11 protein-coding genes are annotated in these 12,528 nt (G+C 41.3%); 10 read left to right on the forward strand and 1 reads right to left on the reverse strand.

The annotated features are described in order from the left end of the window. The first annotated feature begins 8 nt into the window (after positions 1-8). The 10 genes from LOC50_RS00930 to LOC50_RS00975 all read left to right on the forward strand — a co-directional run bounded on the left by LOC50_RS00930 (position 9) and on the right by LOC50_RS00975 (position 11,958). Positions 9-1,052 carry a rod shape-determining protein gene (locus LOC50_RS00930; RefSeq protein WP_036981126.1) on the forward strand — a complete coding sequence of 348 codons (1,044 nt, stop codon included), beginning with the start codon at positions 9-11 and terminating at the stop codon, positions 1,050-1,052. Beyond that, positions 1,052-1,894, forward strand: a complete 843-nt coding sequence (mreC, locus tag LOC50_RS00935) for a rod shape-determining protein MreC (protein ID WP_171034717.1) — start codon at positions 1,052-1,054, stop codon at positions 1,892-1,894. Before LOC50_RS00930 ends, mreC begins: the two co-directional genes overlap by 1 nt. Further along, positions 1,887-2,366 carry a rod shape-determining protein MreD gene (mreD, locus tag LOC50_RS00940; protein WP_036981128.1) on the forward strand — a complete coding sequence of 160 codons (480 nt, stop codon included), beginning with the start codon at positions 1,887-1,889 and terminating at the stop codon, positions 2,364-2,366. Before mreC ends, mreD begins: the two co-directional genes overlap by 8 nt. Then, positions 2,366-2,935, forward strand: a complete 570-nt coding sequence (locus LOC50_RS00945) for a Maf family protein (protein ID WP_036981129.1) — start codon at positions 2,366-2,368, stop codon at positions 2,933-2,935. The genes mreD and LOC50_RS00945 overlap by 1 nt, the downstream gene beginning before the upstream one ends. Position 2,936: 1 nt before the next feature. Then, positions 2,937-4,409: a ribonuclease G gene (gene rng / locus LOC50_RS00950; RefSeq protein WP_013463925.1), complete on the forward strand. Its 1,473-nt coding sequence runs from the start codon at positions 2,937-2,939 to the stop codon at positions 4,407-4,409. Next, the gene (locus LOC50_RS00955) at positions 4,409-8,257 is read left to right on the forward strand and encodes a YhdP family protein (RefSeq protein ID WP_250653450.1); all 3,849 of its coding nucleotides are present in this window, start codon (positions 4,409-4,411) and stop codon (positions 8,255-8,257) included. Before rng ends, LOC50_RS00955 begins: the two co-directional genes overlap by 1 nt. Continuing rightward, positions 8,254-9,093, forward strand: a complete 840-nt coding sequence (locus tag LOC50_RS00960; RefSeq protein ID WP_250653451.1) for a carbon-nitrogen hydrolase family protein — start codon at positions 8,254-8,256, stop codon at positions 9,091-9,093. Before LOC50_RS00955 ends, LOC50_RS00960 begins: the two co-directional genes overlap by 4 nt. Then, positions 9,090-10,529 carry a metalloprotease TldD gene (gene tldD, locus LOC50_RS00965; RefSeq protein WP_036981136.1) on the forward strand — a complete coding sequence of 480 codons (1,440 nt, stop codon included), beginning with the start codon at positions 9,090-9,092 and terminating at the stop codon, positions 10,527-10,529. Before LOC50_RS00960 ends, tldD begins: the two co-directional genes overlap by 4 nt. Positions 10,530-10,615: 86 nt before the next feature. Then, complete coding sequence (locus LOC50_RS00970) at positions 10,616-11,116, forward strand: transposase (protein WP_036979831.1); 501 nt, start codon at positions 10,616-10,618, stop codon at positions 11,114-11,116. Continuing rightward, entirely contained in the window at positions 11,113-11,958 is an 846-nt protein-coding gene (locus tag LOC50_RS00975; protein ID WP_250653896.1) for an IS3 family transposase, read from the forward strand. The genes LOC50_RS00970 and LOC50_RS00975 overlap by 4 nt, the downstream gene beginning before the upstream one ends. Before the next feature lie 55 nt (positions 11,959-12,013). On the opposite strand, the gene LOC50_RS00980 is transcribed toward LOC50_RS00975, so the two are convergent. Continuing rightward, positions 12,014-12,514, reverse strand: a complete 501-nt coding sequence (locus LOC50_RS00980) for a DUF3299 domain-containing protein (protein WP_028834506.1) — start codon at positions 12,512-12,514, stop codon at positions 12,014-12,016. Positions 12,515-12,528 lie beyond the last annotated feature (14 nt).

Genomic DNA, 12,528 nt, shown 5'->3' on the forward strand with positions numbered 1-12,528 from the left:
CCAGCCTCATGTTTAAAAAACTCCGTGGTATTTTTTCAAACGATCTATCGATCGATTTAGGTACAGCCAACACACTAATTTATGTAAAAGAAGAAGGTATTGTATTAAACGAACCTTCAGTTGTTGCTATTCGTCAAGAGCGTGCTGGTGGACCTAAAAGTGTTGCATCTGTAGGTGCAGAAGCTAAGCAAATGTTGGGCCGTACGCCTGGTAATATTAAAGCTATACGTCCAATGAAAGACGGTGTGATTGCTGATTTTTATGTTACTGAAAAAATGTTACAGCACTTCATCAAACAAGTGCACAATAATAATTTTATGCGCCCAAGCCCACGCGTGCTTATTTGTGTTCCTTGTGGAGCTACTCAAGTTGAAAAGCGTGCAATTCGTGAATCAGCAATGGGTGCAGGTGCTCGCGAAGTCTACTTAATCGAAGAGCCAATGGCAGCTGCAATTGGTGCCGGTTTACCGGTGTCTGAAGCAACGGGTTCTATGGTGGTTGATATTGGTGGCGGTACAACAGAAGTCGCTATTATTTCACTTAATGGTGTTGTGTATTCATCTTCAGTACGCATTGGTGGTGATAAGTTCGATGAAGCCATTATTAATTATGTGCGTCGTAACTTTGGTAGCTTAATCGGTGAAGCCACCGCTGAGAATATTAAACACCAAATTGGATCGGCATTTAAAACAGACGAGCCAGTAGAGATAGAAGTGCGTGGTCGTAACCTTGCAGAAGGCGTACCTCGTTCGTTTACGCTTAACTCGCATGAAATCTTAGAAGCATTACAAGAACCACTAATGGGGATTGTAAGCGCTGTCATGGTGGCGCTTGAGCAGTCTCCACCTGAGCTGGCATCTGATATTTCAGCGCATGGTATGGTGTTAACTGGCGGCGGCGCATTACTTAAGGATTTAGATCGCCTGCTAATGGAAGAAACGGGCATTCCAGTGGTTGTTGCTGATGATCCACTTACGTGTGTTGCACGTGGCGGCGGCAAGGCCCTTGAAATGATTGATGTGCACGGTGGTGACGTTTTTAGTTACGATTAATGAAATCAATGTTTGAAAAAACGGTTTCTTTGCAACTGCGACTTTTTGTCGCAGTGCTTTTGAGTATCGTATTGATCCTTGGAGACAAGTACACGCAAGGTGGACAGAACATTCGTACTAGTTTGAATACATTGGTCAGTCCACTTATTTATGTTGCTAACCTACCTTACGAAGTATTTAGCTTTAGCGCCAAAAGTTTGCATACCCGTGAGCAGTTACTAACCGAAAACGAAGCACTCAAAAAGAAGCAAGTATTGCAAAGTGAGCAAATCCAGCAATATGAGTTTTTAGCAAAAGAGAATCAAAAACTTCGTGCATTACTTGGCTCTTCCTCTAAACACACCAATCGTAAAATTATTGCTCAAGTACTTTCTGTTCATTCAAATCCTTATAGTCACCAAGTAGTGATAAATCGGGGAACCACCGATGGTTTAAGCGAAAGTCAAGCGGTGATTGATGATATGGGGTTGGTCGGGCAGTTGACTAAAGTTGGTTCAACAACCTCGCGGGTGCTGTTAATTACAGATACTACCCATGCAACACCGGTGCGTATATTACGAAACGATGTGCGCACAGTGGTTGAAGGTATCGGTAAAATTAACGTGTTAAAGCTATCACATGTACCGCATAGCTTAGATGTGCGTATTGGTGATGTGCTGGTAACCTCTGGCCTAGGTGGTACCTTTCCTGAAGGTTATCCGGTTGCGGTGATCACCGAAATAACTCGTGATGAAGGCCAACCTTTTGCTCAAGTATTTGCTGAGCCGATAGCTCAATTAGATCGAATTCGGTTACTAGTGGTATTATGGCTAAATCAGCAGGAGTTGATGGGTGATGATTAACCGTCATATGCTCTTAATCGCATTAAGTATTTTCTTTGCATTAGTAATGGTGCTAATGCCGTTACCTTTTTCACTTGAACCATTTCGTCCTGATTGGGTGCTGTTGGTGCTTATGTACTGGTCTTTAGCTTTACCGCATAGACTAAATATAGGGACTGCCTGGGTTGTTGGGTTATTAATTGACTTAGCAACAGGCTCCTCATTGGGTGTTAATTCCTTAACTTATTCAGTATGTATTTTTATTACTGCAAGTAACTTCCAAAAAATTCGCAATTTTTCATTGTGGCAACAAAGCCTACTTATAGGCTTGTTCTTAACGCTTTACCACTTAATGCAGTTTTGGTTAAATCACTTTTTACTTGGCGTTTATTTTAGCCCACATTACTTATGGCCTGTATTAACAGGCATGTTGAGCTGGATATGGGTATTTTTATTACTTCGAAAATACCGTAGACATTTTAGGATCAGATAATGACTTGCGCAGTATATTTAGCCTCCGCGTCTCCCCGTCGTAAAGAGCTTCTAACCCAATTGGGGATTGAATTTTCACAGTTTAGTGTTGATGCCGATGAAAGTCAGCTTGCTAATGAGCGCCCGTATGACTATGTAGAGCGTTTAGCGCGTTTAAAGGCGCAAATGGGCGTAGAGCAAGGGTATACTGACCGGCCAGTGCTAGGTAGTGATACTGTGGTGGTGATGGATAACCAATCATTATGTAAGCCTCGAGATAAAGACGATTTTACTCAAACCTTAAAGCGCTTATCAGGGAGCACGCACCAAGTGTTAACAGCCATCGCTTTTGCTACATCAGATAAAGTACTCAGTTGTGTGGTCAGTACAGATGTCACCTTTAAAACGCTCAGTGATGAAGAAATACATGCTTATTGGCAAACGGGCGAGCCTCAAGATAAAGCCGGTGGTTACGGTATCCAAGGGTTAGGTGGGCGCTTTGTAACGCATATTTCGGGTAGCTATTTTGCCGTTGTCGGCTTACCTTTATATGAGACAGAACAATTATTAAATACATTCTTAAGAGGGTAGCATGAGTACAGAACTACTGATCAATGTCACGCCAAGTGAAAGTCGCGTTGCCCTAATCGAAAACGGTGTATTACAAGAAATTCAGCTAGAACGTATTGGTAACTTAGGTATCGTGGGTAATATTTACTTAGGTAAAATAAGCCGCGTGTTACCAGGTATGCAAGCCGCTTTTGTTGATATAGGCCTAGAGAAAGCTGCCTTTTTACACGCTTCAGATATCGTTAATAGTGCCTCTATCGTTGAGGGTGTTGACGACGAGCCGATTAAAAAAGTCCAAGATATTCGTGAGCTTGTTCGCCAAGGTCAGTACATTATGGTGCAAGTGGTTAAAGATCCTTTGGGTAGCAAAGGGGCACGTTTAACCACTGATATCACGATACCTTCACGGTATTTAGTGTTTATGCCTGATGCGACACATGTTGGGGTGAGTCAGCGTATCGAAACGGAAGAAGAGCGTGCAAGGCTGAAAAAAATTGTAGCCGAATACGGCGATGAAAATGGTAGTTTTATTGTCAGAACAGCTGCTGAAGGCGCAAGTGAAGCAGAGCTGAGACACGATGCAGCTTTTTTAAAAAAGCTCTGGGATAAAATTGTCTCTAGACGCAGAAAAACAAGCAAAGCCAGTATCTTGCATGAAGATCTTACACTTGCCTTTAGAACGTTACGTGATTACGTAGGTGAAGATATGGAGCGCATTCGTGTTGACTCTAAGCTTACCTACCAAGAGCTTAAGCTGTTTACTGAAGAGTTTGTGCCTTTGTTATCACAAGTGCTTGAGTATTACCCAGGTGAGCGTCCCATTTTTGATTTATTTGATGTAGAAAGTGAAATTCAAAAAGCATTGCATCGTAAAGTTACTTTAAAATCGGGTGGTTATTTGATCATAGATCAAACTGAAGCGATGACCACTGTCGATGTTAATACCGGTGCTTTTGTTGGTCACCGTAACCTTGAAGAAACTATTTTTAATACCAACGTAGAAGCAACGTCTGCTATTGCCCGTCAACTAAGGCTGCGCAATTTGGGCGGTATTATTATTATCGACTTTATTGATATGGTAAGCGATGAGCATAAACGCCGAGTAATGCACTCATTAGAATCTGCACTCGATAAAGATCGTGCCAAATCTAATATCAATGGTTTGTCGGCATTAGGCTTAGTTGAAATGACCCGCAAACGTACCCGCGAAAGCCTAGAGCATGTACTGTGTGATGTATGCCCAGCATGTTCAGGGCGTGGCTCACAAAAAACAGTTGAAACGGTCTGCTATGAAATTCTTCGTGAAATAGTACGTGTTAATCGCGCTTACGATGCAGATAAGTTTGTAGTGTATGCTTCGCCTGCAGTTTGTGAAGCGCTATTAAATGATGAGTATCATAACCTCGCCGAATTAGAACTATTTATTGGAAAGCAGGTCAATATTCAAACTGAAAGTTTATACAGCCAAGAGCAGTTTGATGTGGTAATGATGTAATGAAATTTAAAGCGGCCTGTTTTTATTGTGTACGAAAATTATGGCAAATAAGTGCTGTAATTTTAGTACTACTGGCCGTGATTGTTTCTATTTTAAAATACACCTTACCCTACGCGAACGATTATAAAGGGGATATAGAAAGCTACCTTGATGATAGGTTTGATATTAGTTTATCTATAGGTACTATATCAGCAAGTTGGCAAGGCAGTGGTCCCGCTTTAGTACTCGAAGAATTATCATTTAAAGACAACCAAACAGCCCCTATCTCTTTAACCATAGCTAAAACCAGTTTAGAGCTAAATCTTTGGGAAAGTTTAAAGTCGCTGCAGTTTAAATCAAATTACTTTGTGATCAATGGTTTTCATACCAAGGTTAATGTCGCCAATTTATTTGCAGGTGATCAAGATGAAGTTTCATTTGAGCAAAAAGAATTAATAGAAGGACTGTTTTTAGGCGAAACCGGTCACTTTGCAATAGAAAACTCCAGCATCAGCTTTGTACTAGAAGATAACAACGAACGTAAACTGTTATTAGAAAACATTGTATGGCAAAACCAAGATAAACAGCATCTTGGCAGTGGTAGTCTAGCGCTACCGGGTATTTCTGTGGGTAATTTTGATGCCCGTATTGCGCTCAAAGGTGAAACCTTAGAGCAAATGGTAGGTGATCTGTATGTGCAGGCTAATCAGGTTGATGTGTCAAATTGGTTAGCCCAGTATATAAATACTCAAAAGCAGCAACTGCATAGTGATTTAAATTTACAAGCATGGCTTAGGTTAGAACAAGGCTTAGTAAGTGACGTAAAAGTACAGTGGTTACCGAGTGCGGTAAATTGGCAACTCAATGAGCAAACACAAAAAGTCAGCCTAAGTGAAGGGGGATTTCATTTATACCCTGAGCAAAATAGCTGGCGGTTAAAAAGCACTGGCTTAGCGTTTAGTACCAACGAAATAATGTGGCCTAGCCTCGAATTTGAAGCTTTATTAGGTAAGAAAAATAAAATATGGCTACAGCAACTCGATTTAGCCCTATTAAATGATTTAGCAGAATTAACTAATTTTACTGATTTAACTCCTTTTTTAGCTCGCCAACCCAGTGGTGAAATAAAAAACGCGTATCTAGAGTTTGCCGATGCAAAGCAATGGCAACTATGGTTTAAAGCCGATGAAATTAGCTGGCAAGAAAAAAACGCCGTACCCGCCGCTCAATCTTTAAGGGTTGATGGTTTAGTTAATCAGCAATATGGGCGGATCACTATTTTTGGTGAAAACAGCCATTTAATTACAGGTGCTAGTTTTAGTAATAATATTGACTATAACCAGCTAAACATTGAATTAGATTTAGCTAAGCGCTCAGGCGATTGGCATATTAGTAGTGATAACCTGTGGTTTGATAACAATGAAGTGACCTTAAGCGCACAGATGAAATTAAGTTTAGGTAAGACGCCTCGCTTAGATTTATATGCCGAAGCATTTGCCCCCGATGCCAGTATTGCCGGTCATTATTTTCCTTTAACGTTAATGAGCCCTGAGTTAGTTAGTTATTTAAATGGCGCAATAAAATCAGGTGAAGTAACAAATGCCCAGGTGTTATTTTCTGGTCCATTATCAGGCTTTCCATTTGACGATGGTTCTGGGCAGTTTGATGTTTTAGCGCAAATAGATAATGCTACCTATCAATTCGATCCGGCTTGGCCTGCAGTCACAAATGCCAGTGTAAAGCTGCATTTTGCAAATGAGCGAATGGATATTTATAGCCAGCAAGGCCAACTTGTAAACCTTGACGTTGGCAGTAGTGTACATGTGAGTATTGATGACTTAATGGGCGATGCGCCATTGGTGGTTAGTATTGATAAGCAAGCTGAGCTTGAAAAAATGCATGACTTTTTTGCCGCCACACCTTTAGCAAATCCTTTGGCTGATATTTTTAATATTGTGCAGGGGCAGGGGCTTGCCAGCGCAAACATTGAACTGTTAATCGGCTCACAATTTGAGGGCGGGGCGAGTGTAACTGGTACGGTTAATTTACTCGACTCACCTCTTTATATTTCAGCGCCAGGCATTTCACTTGAGCATTTAAAGGGTGAACTTAGCTTTAATAATCAACAAATAAGCCTCACCGATGCTACGGCTACATGGCTTGGTATGCCATTAACGATTAACTACACTAGTGACGCAAACGCAGAGGATTATCGCGCTAATATAAATATAAATGCTCAGCTTGATGCGCAAACACTCATAAACCATGGTCAAGGCATTTTAGATGGTTACTTAAGCGGGCAAAGTGACGTTGATATTGCTTTAGAGCTTAATTTTACCGAGCAAGGGTTTAACTATCGTGCCGAAGTTGAATCGCCACTTATTGGCTTAAATAGTTCCTTGCCAGGAGTATACACAAAAAGCAGTGAGCAAATTTGGCCTCTGAGTGCGGTTATTCAAGGTGATGATATCTCTAATCTGATCACTGCAAATATTAATGAGTTATTTTATTTCAATGCCATTCTAGACAATACTCAATCGCAGTTTACCAACGCTCATTTTATCATCGGTGAAAAAGACTTAGGGCTTAACTCACAAAATTTAGCGGTGAGTATTAATTTAGCGCAGAGTGAGTTATTACCTTGGATTGATTTAATTGATCAAATTATTAATGTAGCTAAAGCGCAGCCTGAGAACGCATCGCCGGGCGTGATGCCGCCTTTACATGAAGTGATTGCGAATATTAACTCTTTTAACGTGAGTGGCATGCAGTTTAATGATTTTGATATGCGTTTATCGCCCCTAAATAATAATTTGCAATTAAAGCTCAATGCCAAAGAGTTAAGAGCCGAAGTATTTATACCTAGCGGGCAATCAAGTCAGCCGATTCGAATTAATAGCGATTATTTAAGGCTTAATTTTTTAGATACAGAATCAGAGCGACTGAGCGAAAAATCAACCCCTGAACAACTTGCATGGCTTACAAAATTACCGGCTATTGAATTTGAATGTGCCGATTGTAAAGTAAGTCATTATCAGCTTGATAAGGTAAGCGCCTCATTGTTAGGCGATGGTAAAAAGCTGCTTATTTCTGAGCTAGTGGTTGATAAGGGCGACCATATATTACGGACTAAAGGGCAATGGCAGAATGGCCTAACGGCGATGAGTGGTGAACTTAAAAGTGATGATATTGGCGCCTTATTTAATGAGTTTGATATTACCACCACTATTAAAGACTCAAACGCCAATTTAAATTATCAGCTAAATTGGCAAGCGGCACCTTATGATTTAGACATTGCCAGTTTAGATGGCGAAATTAGCTGGGATTTAGGCGAAGGCCATTTAACTGAAATCAGTGATGGAGGTGCACGCGTATTCTCATTACTGAGCCTTGATTCATTAGTGCGTAAGCTAAAGCTTGATTTTAGAGATGTATTTTCTAAAGGTTTTTTTTATAACAGCATGCAAGGCACCATGCAGATAGATAAAGGCATTGCCTATACCCAAGATACTAAAATGGATGGGGTACCTGCCGATCTCTCTATAAAAGGGTATGCAAATTTAAATACTCTCGAAATTGACTACGACTTAGCCGTGGCACCACAAGTAACCTCGAGCATTCCGGTGATTGTGGCTTGGATGGTTAATCCAGTAACGGGGCTTGCAGCTTTAGCAATTGATAAAGTGATTCACTCTGCCCGAGTGATCTCAGAGATCAACTTTAAAGTAACAGGCAAAATGAACGATCCTCAGGTACAAGAGTTAGATCGTAAGAGTCGAGAGGTGACTTTACCGCAAGCAGCACAAAGTCAGCCACAAGCATCCTCAGAGTTAAAGCTTAAAGATGCCGAGGTTAGCGCCACACAATGAATAAACAAGGTATAAATTCAGCCCCTGCGATTATTGCATTGCAAATGTGCTCAGGCTTAAACCCTGATGATAATATTGCAAAATTAAAACAGGCATTACAAACCTTACCGACAGCTCGTCCGTTGCTAGTGTGTTTACCAGAAGCATTTTTAGTGTTTAGTAAACACGCAGGTGATACGCTTTTAGTGTCACAGCGTATTGAACAGTACAAACAGCAACTCAGTGAATTGTGCCGTAAGCACAATATTTGGTTAAATGCTGGCACACTACCAGAGCCGTATAACCAGCATAAGTATTACGCTGCCTCACACTTGTTTAATAACCAAGGCGATATTGTTGCAAGCTATAACAAAATACATTTATTTGATGTTGAGGTAGATGACCAGACAGGCAGCTACCGAGAATCCGATTTTACTCAAGCCGGCGATGAGGTTGTGGTTGTTGATTCGCCCTTTGGTAAAATTGGTTTAACAGTGTGTTATGATTTGCGTTTTGCTGGTTTATTTAATGCCTTAGTTAGTAAAGGCGCCGAAATTATATTAGTACCCAGTGCGTTTACTGTTCCAACAGGTAAAGCGCATTGGCAGCCGCTACTTGCAGCGCGAGCTATAGAAACGCAATGTTATGTTATTGCTGCAGCGCAATATGGAACGCATGAAAACGGTAGGCAAACTTATGGTCACAGCCTCATGTTATCGCCTTGGGGTGAAACATTAAGTGAAAAATCAACAGGGCTTGGTTTTATTAGTTGCGCCGTAGATTTAAACCAGTTACACAAAATTAGACGAGATATGCCGCTGCAATCTCACCAACGATTTAGAGAGCCATTATTATGAATTCGGTTGAACAGCATTTATTACACGACAGCCAGCTAAATCGAGAAGAACTCGAAAAAACATTAGCTTATATTCATCAGCACAAAGTTGATTATGCCGATCTTTATTTTCAATCGAGTCATCATGAGTCTTGGGTATTAGAAGATGGCCTTGTTAAAGAAGGGTCTTATAATGTTGAGCGTGGTGTTGGCGTACGGGCTGTTAGTGGTGAAAAAACCGGTTTTTCGTATTCAGACGCAATCAATCTTGAAGCGTTAAACAAAGCAGCCACGGCAGCACGGAGTATTGCCGATGCCGGTGAAGATAAAGCGGTTAAAGTATTCAGCGATGTGGCTGCAAAGCAGCAGTATGCGCCACATCAGCCTATTTCTAGCATGAGCGATACCGATAAAGTTAATTTGTTACGTGAGCTTGAAAATTATATTCGCGAATTAGCCCCTGATGCTGAGCAAGTTATTAGCTCAATGTCTGCGGTATACGAAGAAGTATTAATTGCAGCCAGTGATGGTACCTTTGCTACCGATATTCGCCCACTGATCCGTTTAAACTGCTCTGTATTACTTGAAAAAAATGGTCGTCGTGAACGTGGCGGTGCTGGTGGCGGCGCCCGCCTAGATTATGGTTACTTTAAAGAGCTTGTTGATGGCAAGCCGCGTTGGATGGGTTTTGCAGAAGAAGCTGTTCGTCAAGCTAAAGTAAACTTAGAAGCCATTGATGCCCCTGCGGGTACTATGGAAGTGGTATTAGGTAATGGCTGGCCAGGCGTGTTGTTACACGAGGCCGTAGGTCATGGTCTAGAGGGTGACTTTAACCGTAAAGGCGCGTCTGCGTTTAGCGGTAAAGTAGGGCAAAAAGTTGCTTCAGAGCTATGTACTGTGGTTGATGATGGTACTATGGCCGATCGCCGTGGTTCACTTAATGTAGATGACGAAGGTACCCCTGCAGCCTATAACGTACTTATCGAAAACGGTATTTTAAAAGGCTATATGCAAGATAAAATGAACGCGCGTTTGATGGGGGTAAACCCAACAGGTAATGCACGTCGTGAGTCATACGCGCATTTACCTATGCCACGTATGACCAACACTTACATGTTAGGCGGCGAGCATAGCCAAGCTGATATTATCAGCACGGTTAAAAAAGGCGTGTTTGCTCCCAATTTTGGTGGTGGTCAAGTGGATATCACCTCAGGTAAGTTTGTATTTAGTGCCTCAGAAGCGTATTTAATTGAAAATGGTAAAATCACCCAGCCAATTAAAGGGGCAACATTAATTGGTAATGGCCCTGAGGTTATGCAACAAATTTCTATGGTAGGTAATGATTTAGCGCTTGATAAAGGTGTAGGTGTTTGTGGTAAAGACGGTCAAAGTGTACCAGTAGGTGTTGGCCAACCAAGCCTGAAAATAGATAACCTAACAGTGGGTGGCACGGCTTAATTTTATTACAAAGTCGTTATAAAAAAACCGCGTTTTTATGAAGTGACCCCCAATAGTTGGACATTCCAATTACTGGGGGTCTTTTTATGTCCAAACATCATCGAGCTTTTAAGCTCAAAATAGCAGAGCTCGCTTTGTCTGAAAGCTCTTCGACAGTAAGCAACAGATTTAATGTTACAGATAGGCAGGTCCGATATTGGACCGCTATTTATCGAATTCATGGCGCTGAAAGCTTCAGGTCTGTTCACAAACCTTATTCTCAAGCATTTAAGGTAGAAGTGTTAAAAACGATGACAGCAAACAGTTGGTCACTCGGTTATACCAGTGCTTTTTTCGATTTATCGTCCCCTGGCATTCTTTTTCAATGGCAAAAGCTTTATGCTCGTGATGGTATATCACGTCTCAAACCACAAATAAAAGGTAGGCCAGTCATGACTAATAATTCTTCTTCATCAAAACCAGTAGAGCAAATGACTGAGGAGGAGTTACGAGAAGAATTAGCATACTTACGAGCAGAGAATGATGTGCTAAAAAAGTTAGAAGCCTTGGCTCAAGCCAGAAAGAAAAAAGCAAAGACAAGACGATAGTCGTCGAAGAGTTCAAGGCAAAACATAGCTTACGACACCTTTTAAAGGCTACAGGGCTGCCAAAGAGTGTTTACTATTATCATCGCACTACTTGTAAGCAACCCTGTGCAAGCAATGATTTACTGGTAAAAATACGTGATATCTATCACGCGCATAAAGGACGATATGGCTATCGCAGAATTACGAGTGCTCTGAGAACAATGGGGGTACTTGTTAATCATAAGCGCGTTCAACGGCTGATGAATGAGTTAGGCCTCAAGTCAAAAGTAAGGCCTAAGCGTTATAAATCCTATAAAGGTGAAGTGGGTAAAATCGCAGAAAATACGCTTAACCGTGAGTTTAGTGCGCAGAAGCCAAATCAAAAATGGGTGACGGATGTGACAGAGTTTAAAGTGAATAATGAGAAGGTATATCTATCGCCTATGATTGACCTATTCAACCAAGAGGTAATCAGTTACGAAGTCAGAAAATCCGTTGCACTCCCTTTGGTAACTGACATGCTTAAAACAGCAACTGCTAGGTTGAAGCCAAATGAAAAGCCAGTTGTACACTCAGATCAAGGGTGGCAATATCAAAACAAACAATATCAAAATCATCTCAAGGAAAAAGGGTTGCAACAAAGTATGTCTAGAAAAGGAAATTGTTTAGATAATGCGGTTGCTGAGAACTTCTTCGGCATATTGAAGAGTGAGATGTACCACAACGAAACGTTTAAAGACGTGAATGAGCTTATTGAAAACATCAAAGAATATATCGACTATTACAACAACGAGCGTATTAAGCTGAAACTAAAAGGCCTGAGTCCGATACAGTATCGAAATCAGGCCTTGGCAGCCGCTTAAAAATGAGTCCAACTTTATGGGGTCACTTCATTACGCGGTTTTTTTATTTTAAGAATTAAAGCTCAAAAGGAGCAACACCGACAGCTTGCATTGTGTAACCTACTTGAGCGATTTCGCCAGACCAAGTTTGCGTTTTAATAATACCCGTTACAACAATCGCATCGTATAAGCTATCGATAGGGACACCGCCTTTAATGGTCACATGAACCAGCTGATTTGGCGGCGGCGGGGGCACATGAATACAGGCACCAAAGTAAGGGACTAATAAAAACTCGGTGATAAGTTCGCTATCGCCTTCAAGAGGTACAACAAAACCAGGTAAGCTAACAGACTGCCCATCAAGTGCTTTAACAACTGGCGCGTCTAAATCAGGTTGCACCCAGTTTTGTTCACTGCCTTCGTGATTAGCTTGTGCTTGAGTATCTATTTGTACATGGCCCTCGGGTATGAGGTCTTCCCAAAAAATTTCCTTGGGTGGATTTGCAATGCTAGCAAAGCTAATTAGCACTGCGCTTAATAGCATTAAAGAGTGTGTAGTTACTTTAAACAACGTCATGATCATCCTAAAGT

The sequence above is a fragment of the Pseudoalteromonas sp. SCSIO 43095 genome (genome assembly GCF_023650455.1).
In the GTDB taxonomy this organism is placed as follows: Bacteria; Pseudomonadota; Gammaproteobacteria; order Enterobacterales; family Alteromonadaceae; genus Pseudoalteromonas; species Pseudoalteromonas tetraodonis.